Raw genomic sequence first — 21,407 nt, forward strand, 5'->3', positions numbered from 1 at the left:
CGAGCCAGCCCGTCAGACCCGCACCGGGATCGCCGACGACGAGCCGAGGACCCGGCCGGTGGCGTCCAGCGCGTCCGCGACCACGTACTCCGGCGTCCCGGCCAGCGACAGGGTGGTCTCGAAACCGGTCCGGTCGGCCGTCACGGTCCGGGTGAGTGCGCCGGGCCGGTCCCCGGCCCTGGCGCGCCAGCGGGTCACCCTGGTGGCGCCGTTCCAGCTCGCCGTCACGATCACGTTGCCGCCCTCGACGCGCAGGCCCAGCGCGGGCTGGTCGAGCGGCTCGCCGTCCCACTCCGCCTTCTGCGCCCGGTACGACTGACTGTCCGCGGGCAGGTGCCCGGCCAGGCGGACCGTGCCGTCCGGCGCGTGCTCTGTGAAGTACGGCAGCTGGCCCCACCCGATGAACGCCCCGCCGTCGGCCAGCTCCCGGAAGCTGCCCTGGGTCGGCGCCGACAGCCGGTCGGGGTGCAGGAACTCGGCGACGAACACGGCCCGGCGGGTGGCTTCGTCCAGTGTGAGCACCAGACCGCGGGACTGCTCGTGCACCTTGGTCACGCCCGCGCCGTTGTCGAACAGCCCGTACGAGCCGTCGCGGCGGCGGCGGAAGTCGTGCTGCCAGGCGAAGGCAGCGCGCGGCTCCACCGCGAAGTCGGATCGCTTCCCGCCGAGGCGCCACCGTACCCGCCCGGTCCGCTTGTCGATCTTGTACGTGGTCCAGGTGTGCCGCGACGAGGCGAGCAGGTGCCCGTCCGCGTCCAGGGCCACCGAGTTCGCGTGGAAGTAGTCGTACGGCAGCCGCGCCGACGCCCCGGTGGGCAGCGGCGCGTACGACTCCTCGACCGCGACGTGGTCACGGGCCCGCCACTCGAAGAGCTTGCGCCCGGTCCGGATGTCGATCTCCTGCAGCACGCAGTCGTGCAGCACCCCGTCGGCCGGGCCGCCCACCCGCGTCAGGTCGTACGGGACCGGCTCGTACACCCAGAACACTGCCGTGTCGCGGGGCGTGATGACGAAGTCGTGCTGGTCGGCCTGCTCGCTGCCCGCGGCGCGGATCCTGGTGACCTCCCGGTACGACCGGTCCGCCAGCACGAACTCGCCCTGCCCGACCCCCTGCCCGCCGGTGCCGCCGATCGTCCCCTCCCACCACGCCAGCACGGGCCGCCCCCGGTACCGCTGCACCTTGAGGTCGATCGCGACGGTCGCCGGATCCGGGACCTTGCGGAACCAGACCGGCGCACCCCGCTCGTCCACGATCAACGGGCCCCAGAGCCCGGCGCCGGAGGCCGGGGTCAGGAAGATGTAGCCCGGCGCGGTCGCCCTGGCGGGCGTGGTGATCGTGACGTCGGGCAACGTGCGCAGATCGGGTCGCGACCGGAATTTCGGCGGCCCCGCCGCCTGCCCGGCTGCCGGTTGTCCCGCCGTGGCCGGCCCTGCCGCGGGCTGCCCGGACCCGGCGCCGGCCGACTCCTCGCCGGTCCGTGCGAGGGCGTAGCCGGTGGCGACACCGGCGACGGCGCACACGGCGGCGGCACCGGCGCTCAGCAGCACACTGCGGCGTGAGACACCGGCGGGCACGGGCGAGTGGTACGGATCCGGGTCGGGAGCGGTCGCCGAAGACTGGGTGTCCGTCACGGCACCCTCATTCCCCGGCAGCGCGAAGATCTACCCCGCGACCGGGCCCGAGTCCGCGAGCTGTCGGTAGATCTCGACCAGCCGCGCGGTGAGGACGTCCGGATGGAACGCCCCGACGTATCTGGCCCGCGCGTCCGCGGCGAGCGCCGCCGCCTCCGCCCGGGCGCGCGGCAGGGCCCCCGCCAGCGCGGCGGCGTCCGGCGCCACCGCCCAGCCCCCGGCCGGACCCGGCTGGTCAACACCCAACAGGTACGGAATCCCGCCCACCGCCGTGCCCAGCACGGGACGGCCCGCCGCCATCGCCTCCAGGATCACGGTCGGCAGCACGTCGTTCCAGGTCGGGACGGCCACCACCACCGCCGCGGCGCGCCGGGCCGCGACCATCCCCGCGGAGTCGAGCACCCCGAGGTACGTGACGTCGCCGCGCTCGGCGGCGGCCCGCTCGGCCAGCGGCCGCAGCTCCCCGTCGCCCGCGATGCGCAGCTCGCCCAGCGCCCCGTCCGGGTGCCGCCGCCAGGCGTCCAGCAGCAGGCCGAGACCCTTCTCCGGGGACAGCCGGGCGGCGTACAGAAAACCGTCGCCGAGCGGATCGGGCTCGCCCGGGTCCGGCAGGCCGTTGGGTTTCACCACGATCTGCTGGTCGGCGATGCCGTAGTCGCGCAGGTGCGCGGCGATCCGGTCGGTCAGCGCGATGTAGCGGTCCACGGAACGCCACGTCGGCCGGTGCACCGCCAGCGCGGTGGCCAGGATGGCGCTCTGCGCCGCCGACCCCCGGTAGCAGCGGTGCCGGACGGCGGGCCAGCCGATCACCCTGCCCCGGCAGTCGGTGCAGTTGTGCCCGTCCCGGAAGTACAGCCCCGACGAGCACACCTGGCGGTAGTTGTGGACCGTCTGCACCACCGGCACGCCGTGCGCGTGCGCGGTCCGCACCACCCACGGCGACAGCAGCGGGTACGGGTTGTGCAGGTGCAGCACGTCCGGCCGGTGCTCGGCCAGCAGCGCGGCCAGGTCCCGCTGGGCGGCCCGCCCGTAGATCGGCGACACCGGCAACAGCGCCTTCTGTACGACCGGCAGCGCCCCGATCGAGTCGGAACTGCGCTGGAACGGCAGCACCTCGACCCCGGCCGCGGCGAGCTGCGCCATCTCGGTGTCGACGATGACGTTCTCGCCGGACGGGATCGCTTCCCGGTACCGGTTGTGCGCGACCACGACCTTCACGGTCCTAGACGCTACATTCGGAGGCGTGCCGGAACTTCCCGAGGTGGAGGCGCTTGCGGCGTATCTGCGCGAGCGCGCGGTCGGTCATGCCGTGCAGCGCTTCGAGGTGGCCTCGTTCAGTGCTCTGAAGACCTACGATCCCGCCCCGAGCGCGGTGGCGGGCCTGACCCTGACCGGGGCCGGGCGGCACGGCAAGTTCCTCGACGTGCATCTCGGCGACGAGTTGCACCTGATCGTGCACCTGGCCCGAGCGGGCTGGCTGCACTACCGCGACGCGTTCAAGTCGGCGGCGCCGCTCAAGCCGGGCAGCGGACCCATCGCGATCCGGGTACGCCTCGACGACGGCTCCGGCTTCGACCTGACCGAGGCGGGCACCCAGAAGTCGCTGGCCGCGTACCTGGTGCGCGACCCGAACGAGGTACCCGGCGTGTCGCGGCTCGGCCCGGACGCGCTCGCGGTCGGTCCCGAGGAGTTCGCGGAGCGGCTGCGCGGCCGAAACGGGCAGGTCAAGGGGGTGCTCACCGACCAGGAGGTGCTGGCCGGGATCGGCAACGCGTACTCCGACGAGATCCTGCACGTGGCGAAGATGTCGCCGTTCGCGCTGACCGGCAAACTCACCGACGAGCAGATCGCCACGCTGTACGAGGCGATGCGCGCGGTGGAGACCGACGCCGTCACCCGATCGGTGGGTCAGCGCGCCGCCGAGTTGAAGGGCGAGAAGCGCGCCGGGCTGCGGGTACACGCCCGTACCGGGCTGCCCTGCCCCGAGTGCGGCGACACCGTACGCGAGGTGTCCTTTGCCGACAAGAGCCTGCAGTACTGCCCCACGTGCCAGACCGGCGGCAAGCCGCTCGCCGATCGGCGCCTTTCGAAGCTGATCCGATAGCACGCTCGCGCTCACGCAGCGTGGCTATCGCCCGAAGTTGGTCTCCGCGAGAGAAAGCGGGCACAACGTCCCCTTCTCCAGGCCCGATCCATCGGTATAGTGGCCCGGTCCCACGCGTTGTCCGCGGCGCGGCCGGGGCCGGCAACCGTCCGGCACCCGACTGCCCGTGGCGGTGCGTAATGTTCTCCGGGGTCGCCGGTCAGCTCGACCGGCCCGCCGGGAGGCCCGTACGGCGTCTTCCGGTCCCCCGAAACGTCGGCGGGCGGTATGAGTTGCGGGAGGACGTAGGCGAGGTGACTGCGAGCCTCCATCGCCCGGCGCCCGAGCGCAGCCCGGCGCCCAAGAGCAGCCGGAGCGGCATGCCGTACGACAGCTTCGAGTGGCAGCAGGACCCACATCCGACCAACGGCGTGCCCCGGTCGGCGTGGACCCGTTCGCACCGGCGGCTGTCGCGCTGGCACCGGCCGTACACGTTGATCCTGGTTCTGCTCGACTTCGCCTGCGCCGTGCTGGCCAGCTATCTGGCGGGCACGTTCATCGAGGCCGAGAAGGTGACCGCCGGCTTCCAGGGCGATCCGGGCACCTTCACGTTCTTCGCCTACATCCTGCTGCCCCTGGGGTGGGTGGTCATCCTCTGGGGCAACGGCAGCTACGACCGCCGCTACCTGGGGCTGGGCAGCGAGGAGTTCAAACGGGTCGTCCGGGCCTTCGTCACCGTGGTGGCCGGCGTCTCGCTGCTCGCGTTCGGTACGAAGACCGAGCTGTCCCGTGGCTCGGTCGCCGCGGTCAGCGTCTCCGCCCTGGTGCTCATCCTGATCTGCCGGTACACCGCGCGGCAGGTGCTGCACGTCGCCCGGCGGCGCACCGGCCACGGCGCGCACCGGATGATCCTGGTCGGCACGCTGCCCGAGGCGCTGGAGGTCTACACCGCGGTCACCCGCAGCCCGGCCGCCGGTCTCATCCCGGTCGCCATCCATCTCACCGACGGGTACGCCGCCGCCCGCGGCATCGAAACCCCCGTCCCGGTGTACGCGGGCCGCGACGTGCTGTCGCTGGTCCGCGAGGTGGGCGCGGACACGATCGCGGTCTGCGGTTCGGCCAGTGCCGAACCCGGCGAGCTGCGCCGCCTCGCCTGGCAGCTCGAAGGCACCGGCGTCGACCTGGTGGTCGCGCCGCAGCTCACCGACATCGCCGGTCCCCGCGTGCACATCCGCCCGATCGAGGGCCTGCCGCTGCTGCACGTCGAGGAGCCGACGCTGTCCGGCCCCGGCTGGCTGGCCAAGAACCTGCTCGACCGGGTCGCCGCCGCGTTCGGGTTGCTGCTGCTCAGCCCGGTGCTGCTGTTCGTGGCGCTGGGCATCCGGCTCTCCGACCCCGGCCCTGTGTTCTTCCGCCAGCCGCGGGTCGGCCACGAGGGACGCACGTTCCGGGTGTGGAAGTTCCGGACCATGTACGTCGACGCCGAGGAGCGCAAGGCCAGCCTCAAGGAGCTGGAGCTCAACGAGTCCGACGGCATGCTGTTCAAGATGAAGGAGGACCCGCGGGTCTTCTCCTTCGGGCAGAAGCTGCGGGCCACCTCCCTCGACGAGCTGCCCCAGCTCATCAATGTCCTCAAGGGCGAGATGTCCCTGGTCGGGCCGCGCCCGCTGCCCGCCGACGACGGCGACTACCTGGGCGACGTCCGGCGCCGGCTGCTGGTGCGTCCGGGCATCACCGGCCTGTGGCAGGTCTCCGGCCGGTCCGACCTGTCGTGGGACGAGGCGGTCCGGCTCGATCTGTACTACGTCGACAACTGGTCGCTGACCTACGACCTGGCCATCATGTGGCGCACCATCTGGGTGGTGCTGCGCCGCAAGGGCGCGTACTGACGGACATGTTCGCGGGCCTGGACGAGGTCGGCTGGTCGTCGCTCACGCACGCGTACGGGCCTGCCACCGCGATGCCGAAGGTGATCCGCGGGCTGATCGCGCGGGACAAGCGGGTCCGGGCGTGGGCCGGGGACTACATGTGGGGCGCCGTCCACCACCAGGGTGACGTGTACGAGTGCACGGTCGCGGCGATCCCGTTCCTCGTCGAGGCGGCGTCCGCGCCCCGAGCGAAGGGACGCGGCACCGTGCTGCGGCTGCTGGCCAGCATCGGCAGCGCGGAGGTCGACGACGTGTCGCGGCTGGCCGACCGCGACGGCGGCCTGCACCGTACGGCGCAGCGGGCGGTCGCCACCGCCTACCCGGCCCTCGCCGCGCTGCTGGCCGACCCCAAACGCAAGGTACGCCGCGCGGCGCCACAGGTGCTGCTGGTCTGCCGCGACCGGGCGGCCGACGTGGCGGACCTGCTGCGCGCGCGGCTGCCGGTGGAGCCCGACGCGTCGGTGCGGATGGCGCTGGTCGCCGCGGTGGGCACCATCACCCGCCGGGCCGTCGCCGGCTACTCCGACGGGGTCGACGCCGCGGAGCTGCGGGACTGGCTGCGTGCGGTGTTCACCGGTACGGACCCGGCCGGCGTACGGACGGCGGCGCTGATGGAGCTGCTGCGCCTGTCCGACGGCGAGCTGCCCGACCTGGTGCCGACCCTGCTGCACCTGCTGGAGACGGCCGACGGGGTCGACCTGCGCAGCCTGCGCGAGGCGCTCGGCGACCGGGTCACTGAGCGGAACCGGCTGCTGGCGGCCCTGGTCCGCGACGGTTCGCGGGGTCTGCGCAACAACGCCATGTGGGCCACTGCCGGCGCTCTGCACCATTGGCGCGGCGACTACCGGGAACTGCTGGCGGAGTTCGCGGCGCTGCTGCCCGGATCACCCGACGACCACCTTCTCGCCGTCCACCTGCTCACCGGCGACGGCTGGCCGCTCACCGCCCCGCTGGCCGACGACATCGCTGCGAGCATCGACCGCTCGCTGGCCGCCGGCGCCCCGCTGTACCGGCCCGAGGGACGGGGCTTCTGGGATCCGCAGGGCGGCCCCGTGTGGGCCCTGACGCAGAACCTGGTCAACCTGGGCGACCCGCGCGCACTGCCGCTCGTGCGGCAGGCGTACGAGGGTGACGTGCTGCCCCACTACACCGGCTCGCTGACCCGCCCGTACGGCGCCGACGCCGCCGCGCTGGTGCCGCCGATCCGGAGGTGGCTGCGGCGGTTGACGGCGGACGGCGACATCGACCGGGCGATGGACCTGCTCGGGGACCTGATCCCCATCGGGCCGGCCGCCGCCGGGGCGCTGCCCGAGATCGTCGCGCTGCTGCCGTACCCGAATTTCTGGCACACCCCCATGAACGCCCTCCGTGCCCTCGGACCGGCGGCCGTGAGCGCGGCATCGCTGATCCGGGAGCGGCTGCACGATCCGGAGCCGTCGGTGGTCGCGGCAGCGGCCGCGGCACTGCCGGCTGTCGAGGGCGAGCGGGCCGAGGCAGAGGTGCGGCCGCTGCTGACCCACGACTCCGCGGACGTCTGCCTGAGCGCCGCGGACGCGCTGCACGCCGCCGGGGTCACCGACGTACTGGCCGGCTACGAGGCCGCCCTGCGCTACGACGGATGGCCGCCCTACTCGGCGTTGCACAGCCTGGGCACGCTGGGCGCGGCCGCCGGGCCGCTCGCGAGCCGGGTACGGGCCATGCTCGACGACCCCGACATCGACGGCCTGGCCGCCGCGACGCTGTGGCGCATCACCGGTGACCTGGACACCACGCTGCCGGTGCTGGCCCGGGCGTGGCGGCGTGAGCGTCGGGTGCACACCCCGATCGCCGTGTGCTGGGCCGAGATGGGTCCGGCGGCCGCCCCGGCCGGGCCGCTGCTGCGCACCGAACTGTCCACCGTGACCCGCGCGACGTACCGGCCCGACGGCCAGGGCAGCACGGACATCGAGAACGACGAGGAGTTCCTGCGGGCGTGTGCCAGCGCCCTGACGTCGATCACGTCCGGTGGCTGAACACTCTCCTGGCTTTTTCCGGCGGGTGCGGACAGGATCTGCTGCGTGGGCGCACGCACCGGCACCGTGTTGGCGGTGGTCGCTGTGCTCGCCGCACTGGCCGGGGCGGTGCTGGCCGTGGTTCGGCTGCGCGCACGACGCGGCGTGGCCACGCCGATGCAGAGAGCCACCTACGACGTGCTGCACACCGCGGCCCTGGCCGCCGAGCCGCTGCGGGCCGGGCTAACCGTCGCCGCTGCGGGCAAGGCGGCCCGGCACCTGCGTACGCTGGTCGGCGCGGTCGGGCTGGCCCTCGCGGACGCCGACCGGTTTCTCGCCTTCGACGGCAGCGGTGGGCACCACCGGGACCAGCTCGCCGAGGCCGCCCGCCGGGCCGTACGGACGCACCGGTCCATCGTGCTGTCCAGCGCCGACCTGCCGTGTGACCGGGTGGACTGCGAGGTACGCGGCGCGGTGGTCGCCCTGCTGGCCGGGCCGGACGGGCGGGCCACGGACGCGCTGGTGGCGGTCGCCGACGACCCGCCCGCGCCCGGTTTCGTGCAGGCCACCCTGGAGGTGGCGCGCTGGGCCGGGTCGCAGCTCGCGCTGGCCGAGCTGGAGTCGTCACGGGAACGCCTGGCCCGCGCCGAGGTACGGGCGCTGCGGGCGCAGATCAGCCCGCACTTCGTCTACAACGCGCTGACCGCGATCGCCTCGTTCGTGCGTACCGACCCGGAGCGGGCGCGGGAGCTGATCCTGGAGTTCGCGGAGTTCACCCGGTACTCGTTCCGGGCGCACGGCGAGTTCACGACGCTGGCCGAGGAGCTGCGCTCGATCGACCGTTACCTGACCATCGAGCGGGCCCGCTTCGGTGACCGGCTCCAGGTACGGCTGCAGATCGCGCCCGAGGTGCTGCCGGTCGGCCTGCCGTTCCTGTGCCTGCAGCCGCTGGTGGAGAACGCGGTCCGGCACGGGCTGTCCCGCAAGCCGGGCGTCGGCATGGTGAGCATCGAGGCCCGCGACGCGGGCGCGGAGTGCCACATCACGGTCGAGGACGACGGCGTCGGGATGGACCCTGGAGTGCTGACCGGCGACTCCGGGCCGGAAAGCCCCACCGACGACGCGGGCCAGCACGTCGGGCTCTCCAATGTCGACGAGCGGCTGCGGTCGGTGTTCGGCGACCACTTCGGGCTGGTGGTGGAGACCGCACCGGGGGCGGGGACGAAGGTGAGCATGCGTGTGCCGAAGTTTCACCCGCAGGTGCGGGCATGAGCCGCCTCGTGGTGCTCGCGGTCGACGACGAGCCGCCGGCGCTGGACGAGCTGGCGTACCTGCTCACCGCGGACGGGCGGGTGTCGCACGTCCACCGGGCGGGCGATGCGACCGAGGCACTGCGGGTGCTGCGCGACACAGAGGTGGACGCCGTGTTCCTGGACATCCGGATGCCGGGGCTGGACGGCATGGAGCTGGCCCGGCTGCTGCACCGGTTCGCGCGGCCCCCGGCGATCGTGTTCGTGACCGCGTACGACGACGGTGCGGTGGACGCCTTCGACCTCGGGGTCACGGACTACGTCCGCAAGCCGGTCCGCGCCGAGCGGCTGGCCGAGTCGCTGCGCCGGGTCGCCGGGCAGCGCGCCGCGCCCGTCGCGCCCGCGGCCGCCCCGGTGGACGAGCCGAGCATCCCGGTCGAGCTGGCGGGCACGACCCGGATGCTGCCGCGGTCGGCGGTGCGGTGGGTGGAGGCGCAGGGCGACTACGCGCGCCTGCACACCGCCGACGCCTCGCACCTGGTCAGGGTGCCGCTGGCGACGCTCGCGGAGCGCTGGGCGGCGGCGGGATTCGTCCGGATCCACCGGTCGTATCTGGTGCAGTTACGCCTGGTCACGGAGCTGCGCCTGACCCAGTCGGGATACGTGGTGTCCCTGGACACCGTGGAGCTGCCGGTCAGCCGGAGGCACACCCGGGAGCTGAAGGACCGCCTGATCCGGGCCGCGAAGCACGACTGGACGCGCTGATTCCACAGGGTTGTCCACACCCACCGGCGGGTTTTCCCCAGAGTTATCCACAGGGCTTGCGGGTGGAGGCGAACGGCGGCCGATCTCCACCATTCGTTCACAACGCCACCGCCCCACCTGCACGGATGATCAATAGGCTCCTCATCCGAGGTCGGCGGCACGGGGGCGCCGGTCTTGCGCCACCCGCGCACGATGCGGGGCGGAACGAAGGAGTGACGTGGAGACAACGGTGCAGCGACGGATCCTCGTGGTCGAGGACGAGCGGACCATCGCCGACTCGGTCGCGGCCCGGCTACGCGCCGAGGGGTACGTGGTCGAGGTGGCCGGGGACGGCCCCGCGGCGGTCGCGGCGGCCCGGCGTACCCCGCCCGACGCGATCGTCCTGGACGTCATGCTGCCCGGTTTCGACGGCCTGGAGGTGTGCCGCCGGGTGCAGGCCGAGCGGCCCGTGCCCGTACTGATGCTGACCGCCCGCGACGACGAGACCGACCTGCTGGTCGGGCTCGCGGTCGGCGCGGACGACTACCTCACCAAGCCGTTCTCGATGCGGGAACTGGCCGCGCGGGTGCACGCCCTGCTGCGCCGCGCCCAGCGCAACTCCGACCGGGCGACCGCCGCACCGCTGCTGCTCGGCGACCTGGAGATCAACCTGGCGGAGCGGCGGGTCCGGCGCGCGGGTGCGGAGGCGCACCTGACCCCGACCGAGTTCGACCTGCTGGCCCACCTCGCCCAGCATCCCCGAGCGGTGCTGCCACGGGAGCGGCTGCTGGCCGACGTGTGGGGCTGGGCCGACGCGTCGGGCACCCGCACGGTCGACAGCCACATCAAGGCGCTGCGCCGCAAGCTCGGCGCGGATCTGATCCGTACGGTGCACGGCGTCGGCTATGCCCTGGATGTGACGCCGTGAGGCTGTGGCGACCCCTCGACCCCGTACGGTCGATCAAGGCGAAGCTGTCCCTCGCGCTCGGCTTCGCGGGCGGGGTCGGGCTGCTGGTGTTCTGGTGGAGCATCGACTTCATGCGCGTGGAGCTGTCCTGGCTCGCGATCGCGGTGGCGCTGGCGCTGGTCACGTTGCAGGTGATGGCGCACGGGGCGACCGTGCCGCTGCGCGAGATGACCGTGGCGGCGCGGGCGATGGCCCGCGGCGACTACAGCCGCCGGGTCCGTACCCGGTCCCGCGACGAGGTCGGTGAGCTGGCCGCCGCGTTCAACCAGATGGCCGCGGACCTGGCGGCCGCGGACCAGCACCGGCGCGAGCTGATCGCGAACGTCTCGCACGAGCTGCGTACGCCGATCACCGCGCTGCAGGGCCTGCTGGAGAACATCGTGGACGGGGTGGCCGTCGCCGAGCCGGAGACGATGGAGACCGCCCTGTCGCAGACGCAACGGCTCGGCCGGCTCGTCGCCGAACTGTTGGACCTGTCCCGGCTGGACGCGGGCGTGGTGCCGCTGGCCCGCGAGCCGGTCGACGTGGCGGACCTGCTCTCCGACGTCGTCCGCGAGGCGACGGTCAACGCGACGGGGGCCGGCCGGGACGTCCGTTTCACGGCGTCCGCCCCGAACGTGGTGATCCACGGCGACCGCGAGCGGCTGCACCAGGTCTTCGCGAACCTGCTCGACAACGCCGCCCGGCACAGCCCGCCCGGTGGCACCGTGACGATCCACGCCGAACGCCGCCACGGACACCTGCTCCTCGCCGTGACGGACGAGGGCGACGGCATCCCGCCCGCCGAACGGGAACGGGTCTTCGAACGTTTCACCCGCGGCGAGCGCGCCACCGACGGCGGTACCGGCCTCGGTCTCGCGATCGCCCGCTGGGTGGTGCAGCTGCACCAGGGCACGATCGCGGTCGTCGACCCGGCCGGGCAGCCCACGGCCGGCCGGGCACGTCCGGGCTGCCACATCCACGTGAAGCTGCCGCTGCAGCCCGCCTGACCAGGAGACCACTGTGTCCGAAACACCCAAGCCGCCGGCCCCGGCAACGCCCGTCCCGGCGACCGGCGCACCGGCCACGCCGGCGGCGGTCGCGCCGCGCCAGACCCCGGCGGGCCAGACCCCGGCGGGCCAGACCCCGGCGGGCCGGGCCACCCCGAACTGGGGGCCGCCGGCCATGAACCCGTTGCACGGGCCCTGGATCCCGGTGTCGCTGTGGGGACGGCGGTGGGCCGGGCCCGGACGCCCCGCCTCCCCGGCGACGCTGCTCGCAATCGTGGTCGCCGCCGTCGTCGCGGCGCTCAGCCTGCCGCTCGACCGGCCCGGCCTGGGCTGGATGGTCACCGCGGTGGCCGGGGTCGCGGCGCTGGTGGTGGCGCGCTTCGCGCCGTACCCCTCGGGTGTCCCGGTGCCGCTGGTGTCGTGGCGGGCCCCCGCGCTGCCACCGGCCCGGTTCGCCTGGTCGGCGGCCACCGTGCTCCTGCTCTCCGCCGGGACGTTGCGCGCCGCGGGATGGCTGTTCGCGTTGTGCGTGCTGACCGCCGCGGTGACCAGCGCGCTGGCCGTGGCGGGTGGCCGGTCGATGCGCGGCATGGTGGTGGCGACGATGCTGGCGCCGTTCTCGGTGCTGCGGGCGCTGCCCTGGCTGATTCGGGGGCTGGCCCGGATCCGGCGCGGCGGGCCGAGCGGTTCCGGCGTCCGGGTCGCGGCGACCGTTGCGGTGTCCGTCGCCCTGCTGGTGGTCTTCGGCGCGTTGTTCGCCTCCGCCGACGCGGCGTTCTCCCGGATGCTCGACTCGATCGTGCCGGACATGCGCGTCGACACGGTCGTGCGCTGGTGCTTCATCTTCGCGGTGACGGCGGGCCTGCTGTCCGGGGCGGCGTACCTGCGTGCCGCGCCGCCCGATCTGTCCGGGTGGGACCGGCCCGGCACCCGCACCGTACGCCGCCTCGAATGGGCCGTTCCGCTGTGCCTGCTCGTCGCGATGTTCGCGGTCTTCGTCGGCGTGCAGCTCACTGTGCTGTTCGGCGGTGCGGCCCACGTGCTGGAAACCGAGGGACTCACGTACGCCGAGTACGCCCGCAGCGGCTTCTGGCAGCTGCTCGTGGTCACCGGCCTGACCCTGCTGGTGCTGGCGGGCGCGGCCCGGTGGGCGCCGCGGGACAGCCGTACCGACCGGGTGCTGATCCGGGTCGTGCTGGGTGCGCTGGCCGGGCTGACCCTGGTGATCGTGGCGTCGGCGCTGCACCGCATGGACCTCTACGCCGACACGTACGGCCTGACCCGGCTGCGGGTGCTCGTCGCGCTCTGCGAGGTGTGGCTCGGCGTGGTGTTCGTGCTGGTGCTGGTCGCCGGGGTGCGGCTGCGCGCCGCGTGGCTGCCCCGCGTCGCGGTCGGCGCCGGGGTGTTCGCGCTGCTCGCGCTGGTCGCGGCGAACCCGGACGGGCTGATCGCGGATCGCAACGTCGACCGGTTCGCCCGTACCCACAAGATCGACACCTGGTACCTGTCGACGCTGTCGCCGGACGCCGTGCCCGCGCTGGACCGGCTCCCCCAGCCGGAACGCGACTGCGCACTCGGCCCGATCGCGCTGGGCCTGCACGCCGACCCGGACGACTGGCGCGGTACGAACTACGGCAGGTCCCGCGCCCGCGACCTGCTGGCCGCCCGCCCGGTCGCCTCGGACCGGAGGTGCCCCACGTGGTACGGATCCGACTGATCGGACATCGGCCAGGGCCTCTCGACGTACACATCACGCCGGTGGCCGCACCGCCCTCGGTGTGGTCGGCCGCTCCGGCGGGCCGGCCGTCGGGTGTGCCCGGCTCAGGCCGACCGCCAGCAGCAGGTATGCGGTCAACTCCACGGCCGCGGTGAGCGCCGGGACGGGTTGCCGCATCGCCAGCGTGGGTGCGATGGCATGCCACGCGAACAGCGCCGTGCTGTCGCCCGCGTAGAGCGGCAGCGGGACGGCGCCGATGCTGGCATCCAGGTGGGGCAGCGCGACGACGGCCAGCAGCGCCGCACCGGCCGCGGCGAGTCGTCGGCGGTGTCCCGCCAGCGCTGCGGCGAGGGCGATCGCTGTCAACCCGAGTGCCGTCGCGGGCACCACGGCAGCGACGACGGCGGTCATCGTGCGGGCCGTGTCAGGGGCATCCGAATATCTCAGATCCCTTGCCCGCAGATCGTGCCCGATGTCGATCACCCGGACGGCCGCGTACCCGATGACGAGGCAGGCGGCCACCGCCGCGCCGGCCACGGTACGGCGGTGCCAGCCCCCGCGGCGCCACGCGAGCAGCAGCAGCGTGATCGCGGTCAGCGACGCCCACGTCAGCGCCACGCCGGAGGCGAAGCCGGGCGCCGGGTCGACCTCGGTGGCGCGCTGGAGCACCTGCCACCCGTAGCCATGGCCGCCCGACTCGGCCGGAAGCGTACGGATTGCGTCGATGAGCAGCACCGCGAAGGCGGACGGCACCGCCCACCGCGGCGCGTGCAGCCCGGTGACGAACGCGTACCCCAGCAACAGGCCGAGGCTGAGCAGCTCGGCGTAGCGAACCAGGGGATGCGCGAAGAGGATGCCGACGGCGTGCGCGATCGCACACGCCACCGCTACAGCCAGAAGAATCGGCCCGGCACGCACGACCGCATCGTGTCACAGCGGCGCGGCAGGGCGACGGGTCCCGACATTGGACGGTATTGACAACGCCCGGCTGGCGGCCAGACTGCCGGACATGGATGAAGCGCCGCCCCGCGACGATTCGCGCGTGCCGCGGCGGACCAGGGTCGTGCTGGGGGAGGTGGCGGCCCGCCGGGCACCGGCCGACCGGGGGCGCGCCGATCTCGCCGAGCAGACCCCGGTGGGGGAGGCGCTGGTGAAAGGGCTGATGCGGGCGCAGCTCGCGCTGGCCCTGCGACTGTCCCTGGTCGTGGTGACCGGCCTGGGCTCGCTGCCGCTGCTGTTCGCGGTGGCCCCTGCGGTCGGCCGGTCGAAGGTGCTCGGGATCAACCTGCCCTGGCTGCTGCTCGGGTTCGGCTCGTTCCCGTTCCTGGTCGCGGTGGGCTGGGCGTACGTGCGGTTCGCGGAACGCAACGAGCAGGACTTCACCGCCGTGATCCGCAGGCCCGAGCCGTGAACCCGTACGTCGTCCCCGGTCTGGTCCTGGTCGTGCTGGTCACGATCGGCATCGGCGCGTACGGCCTACGGGTCGCCCGCACCACCTCGGATTTCCTGGTGGCGTCGCGATCGGTCAGCCCGAGCTGGAACGCGGCCGCGATCGGCGGCGAGTACCTGTCCGCCGCGTCCTTCCTGGGCGTCGCCGGGCTGATCCTGCGCTACGGCGTGGACGTGCTCTGGTATCCGGTCGGTTTCGCGGCGGGCTACCTGGCGTTGCTGTTGTTCGTGGCGGCTCCGCTGCGCCGCTCGGGCGCCTTCACCCTGCCGGACTTCTGTGAGGTGCGGCTGCGCTCGCCGACGCTGCGCCGCCTCGCCACGATCTTCGTCGTCTTCATCGGCTGCCTCTATCTGGTGCCGCAGTTGCAGGGCGCCGGGCTCACCTTCACGACGGTCACCGGTGGCTCGTACACGTGGGGCGCGGTCGTGGTGGGTCTGGTGGTGACGGCCAATGTGGCGTTGGGCGGCATGCGGGCGATCACGTTCGTGCAGGCGTTCCAGTACTGGCTGAAGCTGACCGCTCTGGCCGTACCCGTGATCTTTCTGGTGTTGCAGTGGCAGGCGGACGGACGGCCCGCGGTCGCGTCGCCGACCGGCCCGGTGTTCCACGCCGCGACGACTGTCGAGATTCGCCACGACGCGGTGCTGCTTGTGGACGGTGCGCTCAGGACGGTCCACAGTGGTGACTCGGTCGACTTCGCGGCCGGCGATCCGGTGCCGGAAGTGAGCACCGTGGACGGACGCCGGGGCGACGACTGGCTGCTGCCCGGCCGGGAGGGTGGACTGTTCGTCACGTACTCCCTGATCCTGGCCACGTTTCTGGGCACGATGGGGCTGCCGCACGTCCTGGTCCGGTTCTACACCAACCCCGATGGCGCGTCGGCCCGGCGCACGACGCTGGTGGTGCTGGGCCTGGTCGGTGCCTTCTACCTGCTCCCCACGCTGTACGGGGTGCTCGGCCGGATCTACGCACCGCAACTGTTGATGACCGGGCGTACGGACGCCGTGGTGCTCGTGTTGCCGGAGGCCGCCCTGGGCTCCGGCCCGCTCGGCCGGCTGCTCGGCGCGCTGGTGACCGCCGGGGCGCTGGCGGCGTTCCTGTCGACGTCGTCGGGCCTGCTGACCAGCGTCGCCGGGGTCGTCTACACCGACGTGCTGCACGCCGACCGGGGTGGCTCGGTGCGTGACTTCCGGCTGGCCACCCTGCTGTCGGCGGCGCTGCCGCTGACCCTGTCGGTGTATGTGGCGGACCTGGACGTCTCGCGGGTGGTGGGCCTGGCCTTCGCGGTGGCGGCGTCGAGTTTCTGCCCGTTGCTGGTGCTCGGCATCTGGTGGCGGAGGCTCACGGATGTGGGCGCGGCGGCGGGGATCCTGGTCGGCGGCGGCGCCGCGATGGCGGCGGTACTGGTGACCGTGCTGGGGCCGCCCTTGACCGGTTGGCCGGCGCGGCTCGTGGGGCAACCGGCGGCGTGGACCGTGCCCCTGGCGTTCACGGTGATGGTCACCGGTTCGCTGCTGACCGCGCGGCGGGTGCCCCGCGATGTGGGCGCGACCATGCTCCGCCTGCACGCTCCGGAGTCGCTGCGCCTGCAGGAGCGCTCGCCATCCGCACCTTAAATAACTTTAAGTAACCTGAACTGAACCCCGCGACCCGGCCCTCCCGTAGTCATCGGTGCTGCAACGGGCAGTGCTCATGACGCGAAGGAGCGGGTGCATGTATCGACGCGGGATGACGGGGCGAGCACGCAAGCTGATGATCGGAGCGGCCGCAGCGGCCCTGGTCGGTGGCGCGTTCGCCATCAGTACGGGCGTCAGCAGCGCCGGCGAGAATTGCGGCGGTCTGGACCAGGCCCTGCAGAACAACCTGAACTTCATCCAGGGCCAGAAGGACAACCCGGACGCCCAGTCGCAGGCCCGCATCGCCAACCGCCAGGCCGTCGTCGACCTCATTCAGCAGCGTCGCGCCGCCGCTGGTTGCACCGCCAACGTGGCCGCGAACAACGGCAACGCGGGCAACGGCAACGCGGGCAACGGCAACGCGGGCAACGGCGGAAACAACGGCCAGGGCAAGGGTTCCGGCGAGGACTGCGGTGGCCTGGACAAGGCCCTGCAGAACAACCTCAACTTCATCGCCGGCCAGAAGGCGAACCCGGACGCCCAGTCGCAGGCCCGCATCGCCAACCGCCAGGCCGTCGTCGACCTCATCCAGAAGCGCCGCGCCGCCGCCGGCTGCACCGGCAACGTCGGAGCCGGCAACGGCAACGCGGGCCAGGGCAACAACGGCAACGCCGGTCAGGGCAACAACGGCAACGCGGGCCAGGGCAACAACGGCAACGCCGGTCAGGGCAACAACGGCAACGCGGGCCAGGGCAACAACGGCAACGCGGGCCAGGGCAACAACGGCAACGCGGGCCAGGGCAACAACGGCAACGCGGGCCAGGGCAACAACGGCAACGCGGGCCAGGGCAACAACGGCAACGCGGGCCAGGGCAACAACGGCAACGCGGGCCAGGGCAACAACGGCAACGCGGGGAACGGCACGGGCGCGGGCGAGGTCGTCTGCAAGGGCCAGCAGGTGACGACCACCGGCTCCGGCGGTCGCACTGCGCTGAGCGGAACGTTCCCGGTGGGCACGAAGCTGAAGGTCACCAACCTCGACAACAACAAGAGCATCGAGGTCGAGGTCGAGGGACCGTCGGGCAGCTGCGTCCTGCTCAACAACGTCGCCTTCAACGAGATCCACGAAGAGGGCAAGCTGCTGATCCGCCGCGCCGTGATCGAACGGGTGGGATAAACGGGGGCTCACCCGTCATGGCCCGGACCAGCTTCAGGCTGGTCCGGGCCACCCTATTGATGCCTCAGCTGGTCAGCGCACCGATGATCAGCGACGGAATCCACATCAACGCGTACGGCACGAGCACCAGCAGCAGCATCGGCCCCGCACCCCCCTGACCGGCGGCGACGCTCGCGCCCACGACGGCCACCAGGGTGGCGACGTTCAGGGCCCGGATCCGCCGCGCGGGCGCCACCCGGACGTTCTGCTTCTGGCGGTTGGTCTTCGGGGTGACGAACCAGGACTGCGCGACGTTGCGGAAGCCCTTGATGTTGGCGATCGCGTAGGTGTGCACCACGGACAGCGCGATCCAGCAGGCGGCGGGGATGTACAGCAGGTTGCCCCACTCGCGCTTCTTGATGGCGTGCACGATCAGCGGGGGCACGCCGCTGAACAGCGCGATCAGCGCGCCGATGGCCAGCGGCAGCCCGACCGGCCGCAGCACCTCCTCGGGCGCCGGGACGTTCCACCCGAGGGCGGAGCCGGCGACCGTGACCAGCGCGGTCAGCACACTCCACAGCAGAGCCAGCTCGATGCCGAGCGCGACCGTGTAGTAGGCGTTCTGCCGCAGCAGGCTGAGCTTGGTGGCCAGGCCGAGCGAGGAACGCACGACAGGGAGGAAGTACTCCTTGAACGTACGGGCTGAGCCGGTCGCCCAGCGCTGCTGCTGGCGGCGGAACGCCTTGTAGTTCGGCGGCACCTCGCCGATGTTCGTCACGTCCTCCAGGAAGACGCCGCGGAACCCGGCCAGGTAGAACCGGTTCGACAGGTCGATGTCCTCGGTCAGGTGGCCCGCCCGGAACCCGCCGACCCGCGAGAGCGCTCTCAGATTGAACAAAGCGCAACATCCCGTGAACAGGATCATATGGTCCAGTCGCTGTCGTCCCGGCAGGTCGACGAGGTAGCAGGACTCCTCACTGATCGCCAGGCACCGCTGGAAATGCTCGCCCTTGCCGTGGTGGTAGAGACGGGTGGTCTGCACGTACGCGATCTCCGGGTCGGCCTCGATGACGCCGAGGCAGCGCTCGATCGCGTCGGCCTGCGGGCGCCAGTCCGAGTCCAGCAGGTACATGTAGTCGAAGCCGCGTTCGTGGAGATAGCCCTCCAGGGCCTTGAGGTTGCCCGCCTTGAAGCCGACGTTCTCGGCGCGGTGGAACAGGACGAACCCGTCGGACTCCCACAGCTCGACGTCGTTGCCGTTGTAGTGCACCGGGGTCGGGCCCGTGCAGCCGCGGGCGGTCGCCAGCCCGCGCAGCAGCGCGATCGTCTCGGGGTCGGTCGAGTCGTCACCCACGATGATGGTCTTGTTCGGGAAGGTCAGCCGTTCACAGGCGGCGACGGTGTCCGCGATGACGGCGCGCTCATTGAAGGAGACGACGACGACCGCCACGCGGGCGTCCAGCCGCGGCGTGACGGTCGGGAGCGGTTTCTGGAAAAAGGCGGCAACGCTGTACACGTACGTGTGCACAGCGAAGAATCCGAAGTAGACGATCAGCAGGAGTGGAACTGACAGCAAGAGGGTGGACATCACCATGGCGACCCACCGTACGCGAGCAGTTTTCACAGCAATTGAACGCGGAAGTGTCGGTTGTGTGGCGGGGCAGTGAGCCTGGTCGCACCCGCGCCGGACTCATCGACCGAGCGTCACACCCACGCTACTCGCCGGTCGCGAGGAACGCCCGCTGAAGCTCGTCGGCGCCCGGCTTGAGGCGTTCGGTGTAATACACCCGTTGCCACCGATCCCAGCCGAGAAGACGTCCAGTTTGGTCGGTGTTCTGAGCGGAAAAGATGAACGTCACACCCGGCGTTCCCACACTGGCGTTCAGGCCGGCCTTCGGAGTGAGGACCTGCCGCGACGACGGATCCGAGAATCCGGCCAGCGCCCACGGAATGCGTACGATCACGTCCGCGCCGTCGCGCACCCAGAGCGAGCGACTGTCCGCACCCGGCGCGGCCTGATCCAGCGTGCCGTACCGCAGCTTGCCGACGTCGAACAGCTCGACCGGCATCTGGCGCTTGAGCGTGGGGATGTACAGCGCCCGGTTCACGATCAACTGGTACGGCCGCCAGCCGTTGACCGGCTTCGGGCGCGCGCTGTCCGGCACCGCGTAGTCCAGCTGCAACGGATCGAGTTCCGAGCGGATCCACGACTGCCCGGTCTGCGCCGTCAGGTCCAGGGTCCATGCGGTGTCCGGGCGGCGATCGGTGCTGCCGGGCGGCGGATCGCCGGTGATCTCCGACAGGACGTCCAACCCGATGGTGAGCTTGTCGAGTTTCGGATCGGCCGGCGTGATCCGTAGGTGGATGAAGCTCTCGTCGTAGGTGGCGGTGACCCGGCGCGCGGGCGTGCCGTTCGGATCGTCCACCAGGGTCTGTGTCGGCTGGTCCGGCGGGCCGAGGGGGTCGGTCGCGACGACGCCGAAGTACTGCTCGTTGGTCAGCGGGTCGTGCCAGAGCTGCCGCCGGTCAGCGGGCACCTGATGAGTCACCGTGTTCCAGGTGAGCTTGAACCACTCGTCCGTCCAGGCGAAGACGAACGCACCGCTCAGGCCCTGGTCGCGGATGAGCCGCAGCAGCTCCGCGTCCATCAGCATCGCCTCGTGTTCGCTGTGGTCGCCCTGCCCGCGCCGCAGCGGACCCAGATGCGCGGTGCCGATCGAGGACGGCACCCCGAACTCGGTGACCAGCACCGGCATGCCGGTGTGGTGTTGCCGCAACGCCGTCAGGTAGGCCGCGTACGGGTCCGGCTTGCCCTGGTACTCGTACCGCTGAAAATCCGGATAGTACGGATAGGCGTGGTAGCTGGCGAACGTCCCGCCGGGCCAGGCGGCCGTCGGCCGGACGTGGTTGGCGTCGACCCCCACCAGATCCTCGCTCTCCAACGGCTCGTACGCATGCCGCAGCGGATCCGTGGTCGGCCAGTTCGCGAACGCGATCGGCTCGGTGCGCCCATGGCCCGCCTCGGCAGTGGCCAGCTCGTCCATCCGGGCCGCCAGCCACCGTTCCGTCGGGCTCGCCTGCGGTGTGCTCACGAAGTACTTGCCGTGGAACGCGGGGGCGGCGCTGTTCTTCCGGTCGCTCGCCGCGGTCGCCGCGGGATCCCACTCGACGCCGATGATCCAGCCCGCGAGCCACCGGCTGACGTCCGCGCTCCACGTACCGCTCGCCCGGCCCGGCGTCGGCGCTCGGGTGAGAGTGCCGGAGACCGCCGCCGAGGCGTCACGCAGCTCGGCGTTGAAGGGCTCCGTGACCGTGCGGTCGTACAGGTTCTGCTTCTCGATGTACGAGTTGTCCGGCAGGTACACGCCCTGCATCAGATAGAGCGGCCGATCGGGGTGGGCGTTGTTGTACGCGGCGAGTTCCGTGTAGAAGTCCGGCGGGTGGATGGTGTAGATACGCACCACTCGCACGCCCAGCAGCCCCATCGCGTCGAACCAGTTCCGGTAGTGCGCAGCGGTGATGACGTCCAGCTCGCCCGGTTGGTGGCCCGGCGTGGTGCTGCCCAGGTTCACGCCGGGAAGGAACCGGCGGTCACCGCCGGTGGTATGCAGCGCGTACCCGTCCTTGTTGGCCTCGGCGAGGGCACTGAGGCCGCCGGCCGTCACGGGTTTCGGCGCCCACGAGCTGCCGGCGGGCGGTGGGGACAGCGCCTGGAGACCCGCGATCGCGTTCTGGTCGGTGGCGGGCTTGGACCGGTCGCAGAAGGAGCCGGTGGTGAGGAGCAGCAGCAGGACCGCACACACACCGGCCCATACCCGGCCGCCCGGCACGCTGCGGGCGGCGCTCACGCGGTCCGCCACGGGTACTCCCCATCACCAAGCTCA

At 72.3% G+C, this 21,407-nt stretch carries 16 protein-coding genes; 11 read left to right on the forward strand and 5 right to left on the reverse strand.

All coding sequences use genetic code 11. The features are described from left to right. Positions 1-12: 12 nt before the first annotated feature. Together ACMCNN_RS30470 and ACMCNN_RS30475 are read right to left on the reverse strand one after the other, a co-directional pair. On the reverse strand, positions 13-1,632 hold the full coding sequence (locus ACMCNN_RS30470; RefSeq protein WP_412743900.1) for an arylsulfotransferase family protein: 1,620 nt from the start codon (positions 1,630-1,632) through the stop codon (positions 13-15). A 30-nt stretch (positions 1,633-1,662) separates the two neighbouring features. Beyond that, positions 1,663-2,850, reverse strand: a complete 1,188-nt coding sequence (locus ACMCNN_RS30475; protein ID WP_412743901.1) for a glycosyltransferase family 4 protein — start codon at positions 2,848-2,850, stop codon at positions 1,663-1,665. Positions 2,851-2,875: 25 nt separating this feature from the next. Here ACMCNN_RS30475 and ACMCNN_RS30480 point away from each other — a divergent pair, with 25 nt between their 5' ends. The 8 genes from ACMCNN_RS30480 to ACMCNN_RS30515 all read left to right on the forward strand — a co-directional run bounded on the left by ACMCNN_RS30480 (position 2,876) and on the right by ACMCNN_RS30515 (position 13,301). Next, positions 2,876-3,736, forward strand: coding sequence for an Fpg/Nei family DNA glycosylase (locus ACMCNN_RS30480; RefSeq protein ID WP_412743902.1), 861 nt, complete (start codon positions 2,876-2,878; stop codon positions 3,734-3,736). Between the two features lie 359 nt (positions 3,737-4,095). Beyond that, on the forward strand, positions 4,096-5,604 hold the full coding sequence (locus ACMCNN_RS30485) for a sugar transferase (RefSeq protein ID WP_412747332.1): 1,509 nt from the start codon (positions 4,096-4,098) through the stop codon (positions 5,602-5,604). A gap of 5 nt (positions 5,605-5,609) precedes the next feature. Beyond that, positions 5,610-7,655 carry a hypothetical protein gene (locus ACMCNN_RS30490; protein ID WP_412743903.1) on the forward strand — a complete coding sequence of 682 codons (2,046 nt, stop codon included), beginning with the start codon at positions 5,610-5,612 and terminating at the stop codon, positions 7,653-7,655. A 45-nt stretch (positions 7,656-7,700) separates the two neighbouring features. Then, positions 7,701-8,906, forward strand: coding sequence for a sensor histidine kinase (locus tag ACMCNN_RS30495; RefSeq protein ID WP_412743904.1), 1,206 nt, complete (start codon positions 7,701-7,703; stop codon positions 8,904-8,906). After that, entirely contained in the window at positions 8,903-9,649 is a 747-nt protein-coding gene (locus ACMCNN_RS30500; RefSeq protein ID WP_412743905.1) for a LytR/AlgR family response regulator transcription factor, read from the forward strand. The genes ACMCNN_RS30495 and ACMCNN_RS30500 overlap by 4 nt, the downstream gene beginning before the upstream one ends. Positions 9,650-9,866: 217 nt before the next feature. Continuing rightward, on the forward strand, positions 9,867-10,556 hold the full coding sequence (locus tag ACMCNN_RS30505) for a response regulator transcription factor (protein ID WP_412743906.1): 690 nt from the start codon (positions 9,867-9,869) through the stop codon (positions 10,554-10,556). Next, positions 10,553-11,584: an ATP-binding protein gene (locus ACMCNN_RS30510; RefSeq protein ID WP_412743907.1), complete on the forward strand. Its 1,032-nt coding sequence runs from the start codon at positions 10,553-10,555 to the stop codon at positions 11,582-11,584. The genes ACMCNN_RS30505 and ACMCNN_RS30510 overlap by 4 nt, the downstream gene beginning before the upstream one ends. 13 nt (positions 11,585-11,597) lie before the next feature. Beyond that, positions 11,598-13,301 (forward strand): DUF4153 domain-containing protein, encoded by a 1,704-nt coding sequence (locus ACMCNN_RS30515; protein ID WP_412743908.1) that lies wholly within the window; start codon positions 11,598-11,600, stop codon positions 13,299-13,301. A 33-nt stretch (positions 13,302-13,334) separates the two neighbouring features. Here the strand turns inward: ACMCNN_RS30515 and ACMCNN_RS30520 are convergent, their stop codons facing one another. Next, entirely contained in the window at positions 13,335-14,186 is an 852-nt protein-coding gene (locus ACMCNN_RS30520; protein ID WP_412743909.1) for a hypothetical protein, read from the reverse strand. A gap of 124 nt (positions 14,187-14,310) precedes the next feature. Between ACMCNN_RS30520 and ACMCNN_RS30525 the strand changes: the two genes are divergently transcribed. From ACMCNN_RS30525 to ACMCNN_RS30535, 3 genes are all read left to right on the forward strand, one after another. After that, positions 14,311-14,712: a hypothetical protein gene (locus ACMCNN_RS30525; RefSeq protein WP_412743910.1), complete on the forward strand. Its 402-nt coding sequence runs from the start codon at positions 14,311-14,313 to the stop codon at positions 14,710-14,712. Further along, positions 14,709-16,367: a cation acetate symporter gene (locus tag ACMCNN_RS30530; RefSeq protein WP_412743911.1), complete on the forward strand. Its 1,659-nt coding sequence runs from the start codon at positions 14,709-14,711 to the stop codon at positions 16,365-16,367. Before ACMCNN_RS30525 ends, ACMCNN_RS30530 begins: the two co-directional genes overlap by 4 nt. Before the next feature lie 112 nt (positions 16,368-16,479). Next, positions 16,480-17,544, forward strand: a complete 1,065-nt coding sequence (locus ACMCNN_RS30535; RefSeq protein ID WP_412743912.1) for a hypothetical protein — start codon at positions 16,480-16,482, stop codon at positions 17,542-17,544. A 64-nt stretch (positions 17,545-17,608) separates the two neighbouring features. Here the strand turns inward: ACMCNN_RS30535 and ACMCNN_RS30540 are convergent, their stop codons facing one another. Next, positions 17,609-19,117 (reverse strand): glycosyltransferase family 2 protein, encoded by a 1,509-nt coding sequence (locus tag ACMCNN_RS30540; RefSeq protein ID WP_412743913.1) that lies wholly within the window; start codon positions 19,115-19,117, stop codon positions 17,609-17,611. Positions 19,118-19,238: 121 nt separating this feature from the next. Further along, entirely contained in the window at positions 19,239-21,383 is a 2,145-nt protein-coding gene (locus ACMCNN_RS30545; RefSeq protein WP_412743914.1) for a hypothetical protein, read from the reverse strand. Between the last annotated feature and the right edge of the window lie 24 nt (positions 21,384-21,407).

Origin of the sequence: Krasilnikovia sp. MM14-A1004, assembly GCF_047159485.1 — a bacterium.
Classification (GTDB): domain Bacteria; phylum Actinomycetota; class Actinomycetes; order Mycobacteriales; family Micromonosporaceae; genus Actinoplanes.